This is a genomic window from Acidobacteriota bacterium, assembly GCA_016715115.1.
In the GTDB taxonomy this organism is placed as follows: domain Bacteria; phylum Acidobacteriota; class Blastocatellia; order Pyrinomonadales; family Pyrinomonadaceae; genus JAFDVJ01.
Genome location: JADKBM010000016.1, coordinates 399,173 through 416,744, shown reverse-complemented (window position 1 = coordinate 416,744; position 17,572 = coordinate 399,173). Strand labels below are relative to the sequence as shown.

The window sequence follows — 17,572 nt, the reverse complement described above, 5'->3', positions numbered from 1 at the left end:
TACAGCGACCAAGACGGGAATGCAACGTCACCCTACGCTATGTTCTTTGTCTCCTTCGGAGACTCAATTCGGTGACTTTTGAGACATCCTCCTCTGCCTTTCCGGGGGCGGCAACTGCCAACGCGGCTGCGCCGCCGATCGGCGATGGGCAGCCTGAGCCTGGCCGCAGAATCGCGGGAACCTCCGCAACGTTTTTCGGTTTGGCGGTCTTGCTGCACTCTGCCGCCGCTCTGCGGCTAGAGGTTCAAAAAAGAAGCCGCCGGGTTGACGCAACGGCGTCAACCCGGCGGAAGTTTACGGATCGGTCGGCTAAGCGTTAACTGCCGCTCGCGCCTCCGCTCCACATTTCAAAGCTGCCCCAGATCTCATCGATGATCTTTTCGTTGGCGGCGAATTTATCCGCGTCGGTGCCGAGGATCATAATGTAGTTGTCGGTAACGTCGGTGCCGACGAGGATGCGCAGTTTGCCCTTCCGCCCGTCAGCCTTCATTTCGGTGTCGGCGTCGGCGACGGAATAGTCCGCGCTCTCACCCTTCAACGCGCCCGGCTTGACCGTCTGGCCCATTTCGGTCAGGAAATCGACGGCATCCTTGAGAAGATCCTCTTTGGAGAGGGTTTTGTCCTTGTAGGCGATGACAAAGATGTCGATCTTTTCAGGAGTCGTCGCGCCGAAGACATCGACGCCGTCCTGGGAATTAGATTCGCCGGTCGTTCCTTCCGGAACCGAAAACCCGTAACCTTTCTTCTCGTCGTAGACATAGACCCAGTTTGTCGGAACCGGATTGGTCGAGACCTTTTTGGATTTACCCTCGGGCTTCTTCTCGTTCGTCAGTTTGGCCTGATCCTTTTTTGCCGAATTCGAGTTTGAAGCCGAATTGGAGCTGGACGAATTGGAACTCGTCGAGTTCGCAGCCGTGTTCGCCGGTTTCGCGTTATTTGATGTCGTGTTCGTAGTGATCGACGCCGAACACCCCGCGGCAACAACCGCAAATATCGAAACCGTTATCAATAAAAGTGACTTTTTCATCATTCTTCTCATCCTTTGTTTTGTTAATAAATTCAGTTTTGCGGAACGCGCGGTGCATTCCGCTAAAATTACCGTCCGCCCGGCAGTCCATTGGGCGGTCCGCGATTAATTTCATAACTATCGGCAGAACCAACTCGTGTTGCCTTGATCGCGAAACCGAGGAACGTGAACAAGCGATTCTCCATTTGACACCGAGGGGGTCGATGAAGGCAAGCCGCCCGATGGTTCAAATGGCAAGAATCGCGGATCTTGTCCGACGCTCCGTTCTCGGGAGCGCTCGATCATCCGAAGCGAATCAGGTGGCCTACTGTAGAAGATAAACGAAAAGTCGAAGACAAAAGGGTCACCGGCCCCGAGAAAATCCCGGCTTTCGGCTCAAAAAGCTGAAAGTATTGCAATTGACCGCCGAACAATATATAACTATTCGAAATCTCTGCTTCAAGGGCCAGGTGAATTCCAATGTCAGAATCGTATTGCCATTTTCGAATCCTTCAAATTGCTCTCCTGATCTGCGCGGCGGCGCTCGCTTCGTTGAGGATCGCGGCGCAGGAACCGCTCGACGTCGCTCCGATCCTGATCAGTCATCCGGATTCGACGAGAGCATTGACCGATGCGTCCGGGACCGTCGATACGGCCGATGCCGGAACGGCGTTCGCTCCCGGCGCGAATACGGAGATCACATTCTATCTGACGAACGTCGCGCTGCTGCCCGATGAGGGCGCGAATGCGTTTCGCGCGGATGTCGAAGACGCTCGTCGGGTGCGTTATCCGTTGAGGATCGTTTCTCTCGAACCGACCGCGAAGCGTCCCTGGGTCTATGCGGTCACGGTTCGATTGAATCCGCGGCTCGCGGCGGCCGGCGACGTGCTTTTGCGTGTTGCGTGGCGCGGTATGTCGAGCAATCGCGTGCGGGTCGCGATCGGATTCGAAGGCGGGAAAATCAAGGACGATCCGGGCGCGCGGCCGACTCCGATGCCGGAAAATGAGCCGGCGCGGTTCGAGTCCTCCGACGAGATCGCCCAGCTGCCCTGGAACGGCAACAATGTGCGCTTTATGGAACAGGCGACGTTCGGCCCGACCTCGGCAACCGAGCTGCGCTTGCGCCGGATCGGGATTTCCGCCTGGCTCAACGAACAGATGGAAGAAAAGCGCGACGTGAACGGAGCGATTCGGACTTCGACGCTGCCGTATCCCGGACTCGCACTCCAGGTCACGAATCCGCCGACGGGCTGCACCGGAACGTGCTTGCGGGACAATTACACGATGTATCCGCTGCAGAACTGGTTTTTCAAAGAAGCGCTTTACGGCGACGACCAGCAGCTCCGGCGCCGGGTTTCCTGGGCGCTCGGGCAGATCTGGGTCGTTTCGGGCCGCGAAACGGTTCAGCCGTCGCGGATGATCCCGTATTTGAAAACCCTCGATCGCAACGCGTTCGGCAATTATCGCGATCTGATGCGCGAGATGACGCTGAATCCGGCGATGGGCAACTATCTCGATATGGCGATCAGCACGCGCCAGAGTCCGAACGAAAACTATGCGCGAGAGATCCTGCAGTTGTTCACGATCGGGCTTTATATGCTCAACGACGACGGAACCGTCCGCGTCGATTCAAACGGCGTTCCGGTTCCGACCTACAGCCAAAACGAGGTCAACGGGTTTACAAAGGTCTTCACCGGCTGGACTTTTTGCGACGTCGGCTGCGCGAATTCGCTGCCCGGGATCAAGAACTACGTCGATCCGCTGGTCCTGAATCCGGCCAATCACGACACTACACAGAAACAGCTATTGACTTATCCGGGCTCGGTTCCTTTCATTCCGGGCGGACTGCCCGCAGAACAGGATTTCGAACTCGCGCTCGACAATATCTTTTATCATCCGAATGTCGGCCCGTTTATCGGTAAACTGCTGATCCAGCAAATGGTGACGAGCAATCCGACCCCAGCATATGTCCGTCGCGTCGCATCCGTTTTCAATGACAACGGCAGCGGCGTGCGGGGCGATATGAGCGCCGTCGTGCGCGCGATCCTGACCGACCCCGAAGCGCGCGGCAATTTCAAGACCGATCCGGATTACGGACATCTGCGCGAGCCGGTCCTGTATGTCACGAACATCCTCCGAAACCTGAATCCGGCCGCGCAGCCCGGTTCAACGATCGCCTGCAAGGGCCAGAGCGACGGCGTGATCAACGGCAAGACGCTGATTCTCGATCAGGACGTTTTCAATCCGCCGAGCGTGTTCAACTATTATCCGATGGATTATGTTCTCCAGAACACGAATCTTGCGGCGCCGGAGTTCGGGATATTCTCGACCGGAACCGCGCTTAAGCGTCCGAATTTCGTCAATTCGATGGTCTTCGGCACCGGGATCCTGCGCGACGCGGCCGCGCCCTGCGGAACGAAGATCGATCTGGCTCGCTGGCAATCGCTGGCGGACGCGGATCAGACCGGCGCGTTGCTGATCGATACGATGAATCGCGAGTTTTTGCACGGAACGATGTCGGCCGCGGTCCGCGGGCACATCCTGACGGCGGTGCAGACGGTCGCCGCGGCGGACTCTCTCAAGCGCGCGCGGACGGCGCTTTATTTGGTGACGACGTCGCCGCAGTTTCAGATCCAAAGATAGACGGGATTTTCGATTTTGGATTTTGGAATAATCGAAAGATGGCTGTAGTTCTTAAGCCGGACATTTTGGATTGATCTCCTTGAAGCCAATGAACGAATCAAGAAGGAATTTTCTCAAACAGTCGTGCGGAGCGCTGACGATGACGGCGATGGCGACGCAGATGTCGCATCTCGGATCGATCAGCGCGTTCGCACAGAAAAACAAGTCGGCAGCGAAGACGGTTTCGGCCGGCGCGGATTACAAGGCACTCGTTTGCGTCTTTTTCGGCGGCGGCAACGATTCGAACAATATGATCGTGCCGACGCACAGCGCCGGTTACGCCGAATACAGCGCCGCGCGCACGCCTCAGGGCTTGGCGATCCCGCAGGCGAATTTGTTGACCGTCAATCCGCCGTCACTCGGGCTCGAATTCGGATTTCACCCGAATCTGAGCGAACTCCACGGGCTCTGGGGGCAGGGAAAACTGGCCGTCGTGACCAACGTCGGAACTCTCATACGGCCGCTGACGAAACAGCAGTACCTGGCCGGCGATCCGCGTCCCGACCAGCTCTTTTCGCATTCGAATCAGGTTGAGCAATTCCGGACTTCGATCTCTGCGTATTCCTCGGCCACCGGATGGGGCGGACGGCTCGCCGACCGGACGCTCGGCCTCAATGGCGGCGGCGCGATCCCGATGGTCACTTCGATGGCCGGCGTCACGGTCTTCAGCAACGGCGAGAACACGCAGCCGCTGATTATGGAGCCGGCGCCGACGCCGCTCAATCTCGTCCTCGCGCTTGAAGGATTCGGCGCCGGGCCGGACGAAGCCGCGCGCAAAAACGCGATGCGGCTGATCCGCGGCGAAGACCTCGACAAAACGCTCGTCGATGCCGCCGGATTCCTGACGCAGCAGGCGGTGAACGTCAGCGAGCAACTGAGCACCGATCCGACGCTGACGGTGACGTTTCCGAACACGGCACTCGGCAATCAACTCAAACAGGTCGCGAAGCTGATGAAGTTTCGGACTTCGCTCGATATGTCGCGCCAGATCTTTTATGTCCAGTTGCCGGGCTTTGACACGCACGGTTCGCAGATTGCCGGCCAGGGTGCGCTTTTTACGCAGGTCAGCCAGGCGCTGAAGGCGTTTTATGACGAAACTGTCGCGCAGGGAATCGCTTCACAGGTGACGACGTTCACGATGTCCGATTTCTCGCGCACCCTAAATCCGGCGGGTTCCGGATCGACGGTGGGGTCGGATCACGCTTGGGCCGGACATCATCTGGTTCTCGGCGGCGCGGTGGCGGGCGGCAATTTTTACGGACGGGCGACATCGAACGGCAGTATTTTTCCGACGCTCGTCAACAACGGGCCGGATGACATCAGCACCCGCGGACGCTTCGTGCCGACGGTTTCGGTGGAAATGTACGCGGCGACGATCGCCCGTTGGTTTGGACTGACCGAACAACAGATTCCTCTGGTTTTCCCCTATATCAACAACTTCCCGAGCTCAAATCTCGGGTTTATGAATCTCTGATCTTCGTTTTTTTGCCTTTTAAGATGTCCTGCCTTTCCGGTTGGGCCGTGCGAACCCCATTTAAGTCCGTGACGGGTCAGATGCTTTGCGTTCCGATCCGCCATCGACGGCACGGTTGAACGTGCGACACTTTTCGGAGGACCAAATGAAAGACTGGACATTGATGATCTATATGGCGGGCGACAACAATCTCAGTGACGATATGATAACCGGACTGATCGGAATCGAGAACGCGGCCCGATTCAAGTCGGGAAAGATCGCCGTCACGGTTTATTACGATTCGGCCGCGATCGGCATCCCGACAACGTTGTACGATTTCACGGACGGAACAAAGACTGCGATCGAGGAATCCGCGACATCGGTTTCCTCGATCTGTGATTTCGTCGAATGGACCGTCAAGTCGAAACGCCGCCGCGCCCGCAACTATGCGCTTATCCTGGCGGGCCACGGCGAGGGGTATCAGCCGGAGACCTTCCTTAACGACCAGACTCCGCGGGCGTTCGTCTCGGTCAAAGATCTCGGCGCGGCGCTTCATTCGCTGACCAGGCCGCACAACAAGACCGAAAAGAAGAAGTTTACCCTGGGAAAGAAACTGGCGATCCTAGGGTTTGACAGCTGCGTGATGAACACTCTTGAAGTTGCCGAGGAATTCCGGGGCGCGACGGATATGATCGTCGGTTCGCAGGGACTTGTCGCCAACACGGGTTGGGACTATGAACTCCTTTTTTCAAAACTCGAGCGGCCGGACGCAGAACTTGATCCCGGGAATGTGGCGCGTACGATGTGCGATGCCCACATCGAATCGAGCTGGCCGTATGTGATTCGCGGCGGGCGTTCGGCCGATATCTCGGCGATTGATCTGCGTCCCCGCAAACGGAACGACTTCGCGACGGTCTCCGGCGCCGTTAACGAACTTGGGGAAGAACTTCAGCGAGCCTTGAAAGACGAGAATTCGGCGCGGTCGATCGAACGGATCCTGCTCGCCTGCCATTGGAATTGCCAGACGCTGATCTACGACCAGGCGGTGGACGTCGCTGACTTTTGCGCGATCCTGGCGTCGGAATGTCGCACTGCGGCGGAAGAGAACGCGGAGATCATCGACGCGGCGCCGGGCAGCGATCTGGCGAAGCGCGCGAAAAAGGCGAATCGCCGGCTCGATGCCGTCACACGTATTTGCGAACAGGTCGTTTCCGCCATCGAAACCTGCGTTGATTTTTCATATGTCGGTCCGGAGTACCAGTGGGCCGGCGGCCTGTCATTGTACTTCCCGTGGTCCTATCGTTCGCATTTGCTCAAGCGAAACGCGTATCTCGGTTACAAGCTCTCCGGCGGCGGGCGAAAGAAAAAGATCAACGGCTGGGCGGCGTTTCTGGATCTTTATCTGGCGGGAACGATGAGGCCGATCCGAAAGAACCCGAATTCCCGCGCTATTGCGGCGTCCCTGGAAGACGCGCCGCCCGTCTCCGTGGAAAGCAAAGCAAGTCACGGCACGGAGATCGGAGCCGCCGAATCGAGGTGGACGCAGCCGATCAACCGCTGGACACAACCGATCAACCGCTGGACACAGCCGATCAACCGCTGGACACAACCGATCAACCGCTGGACGCAGCCGATCAACCGCGGATTCGGGGATGACTCGATCGAGAGTTTTCGCCGGATGAAGAACTTTCCCTGGTTTCCGGCTGACTGGGATTCGGACGAGTCGTAGGACTCGGTGAAAGCCTGCTACCATAATGCAAAGATTCCGATCGTTTTTGTGAGCCGCGATGCGTCTTGTTTTGTTGACGACTTTCACCATTATCCTGTGTCTTTGCGTCGGGCCGGTTCCGGTCTTCGCGGGTGCCGGTTCGCTTGAAGATGCCGAACTTCTCGAATCCCGTTCCGCGGAACTCGGCCGCGATTGGAGACGCGAGTCGGTGATCGATGCATCGGAACTCCTCGAACGGGCCGCCGACCTTCGATTGGCGGAGAGAAATTACCGGCGGGCGGTGGCCGATCTGCGTGAGTCGGCGTTTTTCGCGACGATTGCCAATGACGGCGCGCGGGCGGGCCGGCTGCTCGCCCGCGCCCTTGAGGTTTCGCGCACCAATCGGTCGGTAGACGACGAGATCCTCGTTCGATGCGACCTCGTTCAAAGACTCCTCGAATCCGGTCTTTTAGACGAGGCAAAAGCCGAGGTCGAACGATTCTCGCGTCTGCGCCCGACAGAGGAATCCGTCTTCGCTTCGATGCTCTTCGCGAGGGCCGAATTATCGTCGTATCTTGACGAACCCGAATCATCGATCAAGAACTATTCGGATGCGGCGGAGATTCTCGTTCGGCTCGGCGATATCCGTCGAGCGGCCAACAGCTATCTTTCGCTCGGATACGCTTATTTGGCGCTCAATCGGTTTGCCGAGTCGCGCCGGAGTTTTGCGCGCTCGCTCGAAGCGTCAACCGACTCCGCGAATGTTCGCGGAGTCGCGCTCGCCAATATCGGACTCGGCGCTCTTGCCGGCAGGATCGATGACAAGCAAGCCGCGCTCGACTCGTACGGTCTTGCCGAACGAGCGTTTCCGGATGGTTTGGACCTCAGCGAATTGTCGGCGCTCTATTCCGGATTGGCCAATGTTTACGAGAGCTTCGGCACTTGGGAAGCCGCGCTCGGTTACCGGGAAAAGGCCCTGCGAACAGGTGAGGAATCAGGGCATCAGATCGGGATCGCCGGGTCATTTTGGGCCGCGGCGCGAGCCAATCGCGTGCTCGGACGCAACGATGCCGCGATATCTTATCTGGATTCGTGCATTGCGAAGGCCGCGAAGCTGAAGATCAAGTCGCTGGTCGGGTATTGCAGCCTCGAAAAGGGTTTTTCGTTTCTTGGCAATTCCCAGTTTCAACAGGCGGAGAAGAGCTTTGGTGCCGCGCTTCGGGAGTTTGAAAAGATCGGAAATCTTCGCGGTATCGGAATGACCGCCAACGGATTGGGCCGGATCCATTTGCGACTCGGCGACCGTCTTCGGGCGCGCAAAAACTTCTCACGATCGCTCGAGATCGACCGGCGGATACGCGACACATTCGCCGAGGCCGAGGATCTGTTCCAACTGGCCCGGATCGACGCGCTCGACGGCAACGGCGGTTCGGCGCTCGACCTCGTTCGCAAATCGGTCGAGATCACCGACTCGCTGACGAATGGCGTTTTCAATGATCGCCTCCGTTCGACCTACGTTTCAAGCATCTACGATCGTTACGAATTGTTGATCGGTCTCCTTGTTGCGAAACACGGCGAGCAGCCTGAAGCCGGTTTTGATGTCGAGGCGCTGCGCATAAGTGAGAATTCAAGGGCGCGCGTGCTTCGCGAACGGCTCGGGCTGGCGGGACTCGAGTTTTCAAAGAATTCGGATCCAGACCTGCTGCGCCGGGCCCGCGAGCTGCGTTCAGTCATCAATTCGAACTCGGAACGGCTGACGGAACTGCTCGCCACGCCCGAGCCGCGTGAAGATGAGGTCATTCGGATCGAAGGAGAGATCTCCGGCCTTCAGGCCGAACTCGACGAACTCAATTCGCAGCTCAAGAGGTCGAATCCGATGCTTGGGAAGATCAAAGATCCCCGCAATTTTGACCTAGCAACTTTTCAGGAGCAGGTCACAGACGATGAAACGATCGTCCTCGAGTTCTTTCTCGGTGCGCAGGAGAGCTTTCTGTGGACGATCCGCAAAGGCGACGTTGAGGTAACGGTTCTTCCGCCGCGTGTCCGGATCGAAGAACGGGTCGATAGACTTCGCGATGCGGTCGCGGCCCGGGCGATCCGTCCGGACGATTCGATCGAGAGTTTCAGCCAACGGGCCGCGACGGCCGATCTGACCTTGCGGACGGAAGGCCGGTCGCTGAGCGAGATGTTATTCAGCCGCATCGCGCCAAAACTGCAGGGCAAGAAATTGATCGTGGTCGCCGACGGAAAGCTGCATTACTATCCGGTTTCGGCATTGCCGATGCCGTTGAGCGACCGTGACGACCCATTGATTCTTACGAACCAGGTAATCTACGCGCATTCGGCGGCAAGTCTTCAGTTGCTTCGTGAAAAGGATCCGGAGTCCGTGAAGACCTCCAAGCCCGTGCTGGTGTTTTCTGATCCGGTTTTCGGTGAGGATGATCCGCGACTTCCAGCCGCCGTATCGGCTGAGAACACGGAGGCAGCCGTGACATTCCGGCGCCTCAGCGGATCCGCGGAAGAGGGCGCGACGGTGGCGCGGATCCTCGGCGCCGATCCGGATTCCGTTTTGTCGGGTTTTCAGGCGACGCGCGAAAATGCGATTGCGGACCGAGTCTCGGAGTACAGGGTCATCCACTTTGCGACGCACGGCGTTGTCGATGACGTTCGTCCGGAGCTTTCGGGGATTGCACTGTCAAGATTCGATCGTGCCGGCCGAAAGATCGACCAAATGATCCGGATCAATGATGTTTTCGGATTGGATCTGAGAGCGGAACTTGTCGTCTTGAGCGCGTGTCAGACGGGTTACGGGAACGAGACCCGCGGCGAGGGGATCGAAAGCCTTTCGACCGGTTTTATCAACGCCGGCGCGAGGTCGGTCGTTGCGAGTCTCTGGAAGGTTGAGGATGCGGCGGCGCGGCAATTGATGGAGAAGTTCTACGAAGAACTCTCTCGGGGTCAAAGCACCGCGCCCGAAGCGTTGAGGGTCGCGCAGATCGAATTGCTCAAGGATCCGCAATTCCGGTCTCCATATTTCTGGGCCGCGTTCACGGTCCAGGGCGATCCGACGACCAAGGTCGAATTCCGGCGCCGGTTGGCCTACGAATTCCTGCTCCCGGCCGTTTTTGTACCGTTTCTTATCTTGTTGCTCGTTCTCACAAGGCTGAAGAAAAGGGCTTATTCAAACGAAAATTCGTAGGTGATCAGCGAGTTTGTCGATCCGGGGTCCTGAAGCTGGAAAGTGACGCGCCCGGAGCGAAAGATCGACCTCGGAAGCAACACGCGGATTTCACCGTTGGACGGCTTCAAATCCCTGAGTTCAAAGAACGAAACGCCGTCGCGAACCGCCGTCAGCGTATACGAGGCACTGGTTTCAAACGGAACCGACAGACGAAAAAGCAGTTCATCCGAGGTGCCAAGTATGAATTTTCGGTTGCCGTCAGCACTCCGAAGACTCGTCGGGAATACGGTTTTGACGGCGTCGGGACTGAATTTGGAAAGATCCGACAGGTCGCCTCTGTTCGATTCGGCGTAACGCTTTTCAAGCGCGGCAACCTCCGCAGGCCTCGATTTGCCCAGCAAGAACCAAGAGGCGATGCCGGCAAACGATAGGAGAAGCAAGGCGGCGGACGCCCAAACGAATGGGCGAGCCGAGAAAAAGCGGCCGAAAACCTGAATGTAACTTTCCGATCGGGCTTCTTCGCAATTGTCCCCGACAAAAGCTTCTTGAGCCATCCGGCGAAGAGCCGCCGTCTCGACGAAGTTCTGACGGCGGCTCGGCGAATTGAGGAAGTCTTGAAAAAAGTGGGAGATGTCGGGGGGCGACAAAACGCCTTCAAGACAATCCTCGATCAACGCGTTTTCTGCGATCGCGAGTTCGTCCGCCGTAATTTCACCGGAAATGATCATAAGATCGATTCGTTCGGTCTGAAATTCATCGGTCTTTCCGAGCAGGAAATCGCTAAGTTCTGTAGGTCCGTTACTCATAACCTGCACCGCGTTCTACTGATAATTGCGTTTTCCGGCCGAAATCGCACACTATTTTTTTTCGAGACATTCCCGAACACCCTTTCCGATCCTTGCCCGAATCCGGTAAACCTTTGTGTGTAAATTATTTAACGAGATACCGAGACGGGCTGAAATTTGTTTTCGAAGTTTGATCTTCTCGATGCCGTCGAGTCGATAATAGTCAAGCAGCGTCGATCGATCCTCTTCATTCAAAGCGTCGACGCAGCGGTTCAGGCACTCCAATCTTTGATCGATCACAGTCTCGACCGCATCGGCCGCAACCCCGATCTCCGGAAGAAACGACTCGTCTACAAGTCGGTATCTCGAGACTTTCGCGAAATGTTCTCTTTTGATATTTCTCGCGATACCGTAGATAAATGCATTCAGACTGCCGGCACCGTTAGGCACGAACGATTCGATCTTCCTCGCGAGCCGGTCGAAGGTCAGATCCGCGAGTTCTTCGGGAGTTTGGCATCCGTGAGCGTTGAAATAGACGATCAATCGGCGGCGGGTTGCTTCATAAGACAGCCCGGCCATTTCCGGATCCGGGTCGAATGCGCGCAAAAGAGCCGCAAAGTCCGCGCTTATGAAGGGAAAACCAGTGTCCATTGTGTGTTTTGTCGACGTTACCAGCGTAATGAATAACACAAAGACGGATTGAATATCAAAGCCGCAACCCCTTCGCTCCGGCCCGCCTCCGCCGCTCGCTTTCCATCCGAGCATTTGGACAACGACCTCAAAAATTGGCAGAATAAACCCCGGGGAACTCATATGCCGCGCGTCGTGCCGAACTCGCGCCAACAAAACAATAATGGAACTTTTCGAATTCGATAAGAAAGAAGTGGATGCCGCGCAACTGCGCCTGGTGGAGGGGATCCGCGAGCCTCAGAAATTTCCCGTGATTGAAAAGCAGTTCGTTAATTTCATCTTTTTCCGGGTCAATCCGGACTGGCGCAAACTCAATCACGAAACGAAACGCGTCTTCAAGAGTGAATTTCAAAGTGTTTTCAATAAATACAACGAGAATTTGCTGCTCTACAGTTACTCGCTCGTCGGGTTCGATTCGAAGGCGGACCTGATGTTTTGGCGGATCGGTTCGTCGCTCGATTCGATCCAGGATATGACCGCGAAGCTTTATCGGACGAATCTCGGGAGCTATCTCGAAACCGCTGACAACTATCTTTCGGTCACGAAACGGATGATGTTCCTTTCGAACGATTCGCACCAAACGGCCGAGGATCGTTATCACGTACGGGCCGGCGAGAAGCGGTATCATTTCGTTTATCCTTGCTCGAAACACAGCGACTGGTATTCGAAATCGGAAGAAGAGCGGTTGTCGCTCGTCGAGGAGAACTTTATGGTCGGCAAGAAGTTCGAGAACATCAAGATCCATTTGACGCACGCTTTCGGGTTCAGCGAGCAGGAGTTCATCGTCAGTTTCGAGACCGACGAACCGAAGGATTTCCTGGCGCTTGCGGAAGAAATGCGCGGAACGTCGGCGAGCAAGTTCACGTTGCGCGGAATGCCGGTTTACACCTGCCGGCAGCGGCCGCTGATGGAGTGTTTGGACGCGATCGGATGAAACCTTCGATTAGGGGTTGGATCAAAATCGGTAGCCCGAGCGAACGTTCGATCACGTCGTTTCTGGCGTGACTCAGATGATTGAACTTCCGAATCCAAAATCGAAAATCCAAAATCGAAAATCCATATGATGCGTGTCGCGAGAAAATTCGTCATCGCCGGAATGGTTCAAGGGGTCGGATATCGGTTCTTTACCCAAAGGGCCGCGGCGCGGCACCAGGTTGTGGGTTACGTCAGGAATCTGCCGGACGGCCGTGTCGAATCCTTTGTCGAAGGTTCGCCGCGCGCGGTCGACGCTTTTCGCAGCGACTTCCTGACAGGTCCGAACTACGCGGTCGTCGCGCAGTTTGAAGAAGAAGTGCTCGACCCGACGAATCTTTATTCATCGTTCCGGGTCGAGAAATAGGATTCGAATCAAGAAAACTTATGGAAAGCTTAAGAAAACTTATCAGAGAAGTGCCGGATTTTCCGAAGGAAGGCATCAACTTTTACGACATTACGACGCTTTTGAAAGATCCCGCCGGGTTGCGTATGACGCTCGACGCGCTCTGCGATCAGTTTCGGGGCGAGCAGATCGACACCGTCATCGGCGTCGAATCGCGCGGGTTTATTTTCGCCGCGCCGCTCGCGTATCAGATGAACGCCGGTTTTGTTCCGGTGCGCAAGCCGAAGAAACTGCCGGCCGAAAAGGTCTCGGTGTCGTACGACCTCGAATACGGGCAGGACACGCTTGAAGTCCACAAAGACGCCGTCGGCGAGGGCCATCGCGTGCTGATCGTCGACGATCTGCTGGCGACCGGCGGCACCGCCCGCGCCGTCGTCGATCTCGTCGAAAGCCTCGGCGGCAAGGTCGTCGGACTTTCGTTCGTCGTCGAGCTCAATTTCCTGAAGGGCCGCGACAAGTTTGATGGTTATGAGGTCAAGTCCCTGATAAGTTATGATTCTTGAGATTTGGGATTGGTGATTTGTGATTTCGGATTTTGTCTTAGGTCCCAAATCCCAAATCCCAAATCACCAATCCCAAATCGAGACCGCTCTCGTAGCTCAGTTTGGATAGAGCGACTGCCTCCTAAGCAGTAGGTCGCTGGTTCGAGTCCAGCCGAGGGCACCAGAATTGTCGGCGGAAGGATACAACGGGATATTGAACTCCCGCACGATCATCCTTCCGCCGTTTTCTCTGCATCGGGAGCAAGGATGAGTTCGTAACTCGTGCTTCGGCCGCCGGCGGGGCCGCGGGCGAGAATGCCTTTACGGATCAGGTCATCGATGTCGCGCGAGGCCGTGTCCTGTGACGATTTCCTGAGCGTCGCCCATTTCGACGACGTCAGCTTGCCGTGAAATCCGCCGAGCAAACGGTTGAGCACGAGTCGCTGTCGGGAATTGAGCGGCTTGTCCAAAACCGATTCCCAAAAGCGAGCCTTGCCGAGCACTTTGCCCAGCGTTTCTTCCGACCGATCGAGCGCCGACGCGAGACATCTCAGAAACCAATCCAGCCAACGTGTTACGTCGAGTCCGTGCTTTTGCGTTCTTATCGGCATTCTCCGATTTTGTCGCTTTCCTGGCATAGGGGGCCGAAGCGATCCTTTGGCGCGACTCCCCGTAACGGCGGTTATCGACCGTGGCAAACGTTTAACGCCGGATGCTCACGACCGCCGCACTTATCGGCTTTTGACACCGCCCTGTCAAGACTAAAGCCGCAAAAGCCGATATAATGATGTCGTAATGAAACCGCAGAAACACACCATTTTTTGTCTTGCGAGCTATTTCAAAGGCAACGATTTCCTTCGCGAATGCAAGGCTCTCGGCCATCGTGTTTACTTGCTCACGCGCGAGTCGAAAGTCGGCGACGACTGGGCGCGCGAGAGTCTCGACGGGATCATTCCGGTCCCGGACGACGGGCACATCAGTTCTTTTCTGAACGCCGCGATCGAGGCGGCGCGGATGGTCAAACCGACGCGGATCGTTGCGCTCGAGGAAGGCGACGTCATCACCGCCGGGCGTTTGCGAGAATATTTTTGCATTCGCGGAATGTTCAGTTCGCGTGCGCGTCTGTTTCGCGACAAACTCGCGATGCGCGCGACCGGCGAGCGCCACGGGATACCGCAGGCGAGATTCGTGAATACCTTGAACTATCAGGAGATCGGTGAATTTATGGAACGCGTCGCCGGTCCGTGGGTTCTGAAACCTCGCGCCGATGCGTCGGCGATCGGTATCAAGAAGTATCTGCATACGGAACGTGTTTGGCGCGCCGTGGACGGTTTGAACAGCAATCCCGACCCGCACGAACGGGCAGATGCCTATCTCCTTGAGGAGTTTATCGAAGGCGACGTCTTCCACGTCGATTCGCTGGTCAGCGACGGCAAGGTCGAGGTTGCGTGCGCGAACCGATATGGCTCGGCGCCGCTCGAGATCGCGGTCAACGGCGGCGTCTCGAGTTCCTATACCATCGAGTACGACTCCGACGAACGGAAACAACTCTTGAAGGCTAACAAGCGGGTTCTGAAGGCATTCGGACTGAAGCACGGTGCGACGCACGCGGAATTCATCAAAAGCCGGTATGACGGGGAGTTTTACTTTCTTGAGGTCGGCGCGCGTGTCGGCGGCGCTTATACCGCCGAGGCGTTCGAGGCCGCTTGCGGCCTGAACATATGGCGCGAATGGGCGAGGATCGAAGCGGCTCCCGATGGCGACGCATATGTCCCGAAGGCGACCCGCAAAGAATTCGGCGGAATCGTCGTCTCGCTCGCGCGACAGGAGTTTCCCGATACGTCCGAGTATGTCGATCCCGAGATTTTTTTCCGCCCGCGCCGCGAGCATCACGTCGGACTCGTCCTGCGCTCGGATGATCAGCTTCGCCTGCGTTATCTGCTCGAAGAGTACATACGGCGGTTCACCGTCGATTTTATGTCGATCGCCCCGCAGCCGGATCGACCTGATTGATTCGAGAATCGAGAATCGAGATTCCAGGATTCCAGGATTCCAGGATTCAAGATTCCAAGATTCCAAGATTCCAGGATTCCAGGATTCCAGGATTCCAGGATTCCAGGATTCCAGGATTCCTGGATTCCAGGATTCCAGGATTCCAGGATTCCAGGATTCCAGGATTCCAGGATTCCAGGATTCAAGATTCCAGGATTCAAGATTCCAAGATTCCAGGATTCCAGGATTCCAGGATTCCAGGATTCCAGATTCCAGATTCCAAGATTCCAGGATTCCAGGATTCCAGGATTCCAGGATTCAAGATTCCAAGATTCCAAGATTCCAGGATTCCAGGATTCCAGGATTCCAAGATTCCAGATTCAACAATTCCAAAATCCAAAATCCAAAATCGCAAATCGCAAACCGCAAATCGCAAATCGCGAATCGCAAATCGCAAATCGCAAATCGCAAATCGCAAATCGCAAATCGCAAATCGCAAATCGCAAATCGCAAATCCCAACTCCCAACTCCCTCCACTGGCATCCTTTCCGACCGTGCAAACATCAATAGAGTGTTTCGTCGGGCCCTGCTTGTGCCGATCTTAATTGATTGTGCTACAATCCGCATTTAGCCTGACGAATTGAATCCCGTATTCTGAATCGCGGCTGAGATTCGTCCGTAACTAAAGGAGATTACTGAGTGTTTTTGCGTTTAACCGTCCTAATTTTGGTATTTTCGATGGCGTTCGCCGTGGCCGTTGCGGCACAGGAAGCGAAAACCGACAAAACCGCAAAATCTGACAATAAGCAAACCGCGCCCGAGGCCGCGACGGCAGAGCAGGTTGCGGAATCGGCGATCTTCATTTACGGCGGATTGCTCGGCCGTCAAAACCTCGATCAGATCCGCAAGACATCTTTCGAGCGCGGCAAGACGACGGTCACCGAAGCCGACGGCCGTAAGACGACGTCGACTTACGAACGCTTCATTGTTCGCGGCGAGAACCAGACGAAGGAAAAGATCCGCTTCGATCAAGCTTATCCGGACGCCAAATTCTCGCTCGTTTACAACAACGAAAAAATCTACGGTCTCTACAATGAAACCGTTTTCACGCCGCGGGAAGACGCGACCCGCGCGTTTCAGAATCAGATCTGGCACAGCATCGACGCGCTTTTGCGATACAAGGAAAACGAATCGAAACTGGAACTTGTCAAACGCGAGAAGATAATGGGCGTCGACTTCTATCTCGTCGATGTGACTGACAAGCAGAATCTCAAAACGCGATTTTACGTTTCGGTTAAGTCCCTGCGCGTGATGATGCTCGAATACGAGTCGGAGAGCGTCAAATTCAAGCGCAAATTCTACGATTATAATTACGCGCAGGGAACGCTCGTGCCGTACCGGTCTGTGCTCTGGGCGAATGAGCGCGAAGTTGAAGAAACCGAGATCGGAACGGTGACGTTCGGGCAGAAGATCGGGGAAACCTTGTTCCAGGAAAGCTAAGGAGTTACTCGCAAGAATCAAAGGCCGTCGGCGATCAGCCGGCGGCTTTTTTGCGTTTGCGATAATTTTGAAACAAAACCGGCTTCGGAAGGTGGAATAAAACGGGGAGCAAAATATGAAAAGACAAGTAATTCTGATCAAGACGGTTTTCCTGTTGATCACGCTCGGCGTTTCAAGCGCGTTTGCGCAACCCGAAACGAAACAGCCGGCCGAAACGTCGTTCGAGGTTTTTCTTCAAATCGTAGTCGCCGCCAAAGACGGTCGAACGGAAGTTCCGTCGAACCTTTCGAATGCCGTCAAAAAGCTCAAATCGACCTATGATCCTTTGGATTTTAGGCTTCGGGCAACTTACATCGAACGAACATCGAACGCGGTCGAATACAAGGGGCCGCAGAGCCCCGGAGCGCCCGGCGAACGTTGGATGAGTTTTTTTGAATGGGGAATCCGAAACATCCGTCGCTCCGGCGAGGGCAGTACGTCCGTCACGATCGACGGTTTCAGAGCCGGGTACCGCGTTCCGCTCGGATCGCCGTCCGAAAAACCCGGCGCCGAGCGTTCGGCGCTCTACGAATGGTACGGAGTCAACAGTTCGCGATTCAGGCTCCCTGAAGCCGAACCGACGTTGGTCGCAAGTATCGCCGGTGAGAACGCGGGCGAAATGATCTTTCTATTCTTGACGGTCAAAGCAGTCGATTGACGCAGCCGCAAAGTTTTT

The 17,572-nt window shown here is 56.0% G+C and carries 15 protein-coding genes and 1 tRNA gene; 12 read left to right on the top strand and 4 right to left on the bottom strand.

The genetic code is table 11. The annotated features are described in order from the left end of the window. Window positions 1-316 precede the first annotated feature (316 nt). Window positions 317-1,027 (bottom strand): hypothetical protein, encoded by a 711-nt coding sequence (locus tag IPN69_19655; GenBank protein MBK8812926.1) that lies wholly within the window; start codon window positions 1,025-1,027, stop codon window positions 317-319. A gap of 459 nt (window positions 1,028-1,486) precedes the next feature. Here IPN69_19655 and IPN69_19650 point away from each other — a divergent pair, with 459 nt between their 5' ends. The 4 genes from IPN69_19650 to IPN69_19635 all read left to right on the top strand — a co-directional run bounded on the left by IPN69_19650 (window position 1,487) and on the right by IPN69_19635 (window position 10,048). After that, window positions 1,487-3,649: a DUF1800 domain-containing protein gene (locus IPN69_19650; GenBank protein ID MBK8812925.1), complete on the top strand. Its 2,163-nt coding sequence runs from the start codon at window positions 1,487-1,489 to the stop codon at window positions 3,647-3,649. A gap of 88 nt (window positions 3,650-3,737) precedes the next feature. Then, complete coding sequence (locus IPN69_19645) at window positions 3,738-5,162, top strand: DUF1501 domain-containing protein (GenBank protein MBK8812924.1); 1,425 nt, start codon at window positions 3,738-3,740, stop codon at window positions 5,160-5,162. A 145-nt stretch (window positions 5,163-5,307) separates the two neighbouring features. Further along, window positions 5,308-6,870: a hypothetical protein gene (locus IPN69_19640; GenBank protein MBK8812923.1), complete on the top strand. Its 1,563-nt coding sequence runs from the start codon at window positions 5,308-5,310 to the stop codon at window positions 6,868-6,870. Between the two features lie 58 nt (window positions 6,871-6,928). Beyond that, window positions 6,929-10,048: a CHAT domain-containing protein gene (locus IPN69_19635; GenBank protein MBK8812922.1), complete on the top strand. Its 3,120-nt coding sequence runs from the start codon at window positions 6,929-6,931 to the stop codon at window positions 10,046-10,048. On the opposite strand, the gene IPN69_19630 is transcribed toward IPN69_19635, so the two are convergent. Both IPN69_19630 and IPN69_19625 read right to left on the bottom strand, forming a co-directional pair. After that, window positions 10,027-10,836, bottom strand: coding sequence for a hypothetical protein (locus IPN69_19630; GenBank protein ID MBK8812921.1), 810 nt, complete (start codon window positions 10,834-10,836; stop codon window positions 10,027-10,029). The two genes, IPN69_19635 and IPN69_19630, sit on opposite strands and share 22 nt — an antisense overlap. 51 nt (window positions 10,837-10,887) lie before the next feature. Further along, window positions 10,888-11,466 carry a hypothetical protein gene (locus IPN69_19625; protein MBK8812920.1) on the bottom strand — a complete coding sequence of 193 codons (579 nt, stop codon included), beginning with the start codon at window positions 11,464-11,466 and terminating at the stop codon, window positions 10,888-10,890. 202 nt (window positions 11,467-11,668) lie between these two features. On the opposite strand from IPN69_19625, the gene IPN69_19620 reads away from it, so the two are divergent. The 4 genes from IPN69_19620 (at window position 11,669) to IPN69_19605 (ending at window position 13,549) form a co-directional block, all read left to right on the top strand. Next, on the top strand, window positions 11,669-12,439 hold the full coding sequence (locus IPN69_19620) for a chlorite dismutase family protein (protein ID MBK8812919.1): 771 nt from the start codon (window positions 11,669-11,671) through the stop codon (window positions 12,437-12,439). A gap of 129 nt (window positions 12,440-12,568) precedes the next feature. After that, complete coding sequence (locus tag IPN69_19615) at window positions 12,569-12,844, top strand: acylphosphatase (GenBank protein MBK8812918.1); 276 nt, start codon at window positions 12,569-12,571, stop codon at window positions 12,842-12,844. Between the two features lie 20 nt (window positions 12,845-12,864). Continuing rightward, complete coding sequence (locus tag IPN69_19610; GenBank protein MBK8812917.1) at window positions 12,865-13,386, top strand: adenine phosphoribosyltransferase; 522 nt, start codon at window positions 12,865-12,867, stop codon at window positions 13,384-13,386. Between the two features lie 85 nt (window positions 13,387-13,471). Then, window positions 13,472-13,549 (top strand) — tRNA-Arg (locus IPN69_19605). A gap of 46 nt (window positions 13,550-13,595) precedes the next feature. Here IPN69_19605 and IPN69_19600 read toward each other — a convergent pair. Beyond that, entirely contained in the window at window positions 13,596-13,976 is a 381-nt protein-coding gene (locus IPN69_19600) for a Fic family protein (protein ID MBK8812916.1), read from the bottom strand. Window positions 13,977-14,160: 184 nt separating this feature from the next. On the opposite strand from IPN69_19600, the gene IPN69_19595 reads away from it, so the two are divergent. The 4 genes from IPN69_19595 to IPN69_19580 all read left to right on the top strand — a co-directional run bounded on the left by IPN69_19595 (window position 14,161) and on the right by IPN69_19580 (window position 17,554). Further along, window positions 14,161-15,378 (top strand): ATP-grasp domain-containing protein, encoded by a 1,218-nt coding sequence (locus tag IPN69_19595; protein MBK8812915.1) that lies wholly within the window; start codon window positions 14,161-14,163, stop codon window positions 15,376-15,378. Continuing rightward, window positions 15,375-15,962: a hypothetical protein gene (locus IPN69_19590; GenBank protein ID MBK8812914.1), complete on the top strand. Its 588-nt coding sequence runs from the start codon at window positions 15,375-15,377 to the stop codon at window positions 15,960-15,962. The genes IPN69_19595 and IPN69_19590 overlap by 4 nt, the downstream gene beginning before the upstream one ends. Window positions 15,963-16,056: 94 nt before the next feature. Further along, complete coding sequence (locus IPN69_19585; protein ID MBK8812913.1) at window positions 16,057-16,857, top strand: hypothetical protein; 801 nt, start codon at window positions 16,057-16,059, stop codon at window positions 16,855-16,857. A 115-nt stretch (window positions 16,858-16,972) separates the two neighbouring features. Next, window positions 16,973-17,554 carry a hypothetical protein gene (locus IPN69_19580; GenBank protein MBK8812912.1) on the top strand — a complete coding sequence of 194 codons (582 nt, stop codon included), beginning with the start codon at window positions 16,973-16,975 and terminating at the stop codon, window positions 17,552-17,554. The last annotated feature ends 18 nt before the right edge of the window (window positions 17,555-17,572 follow it).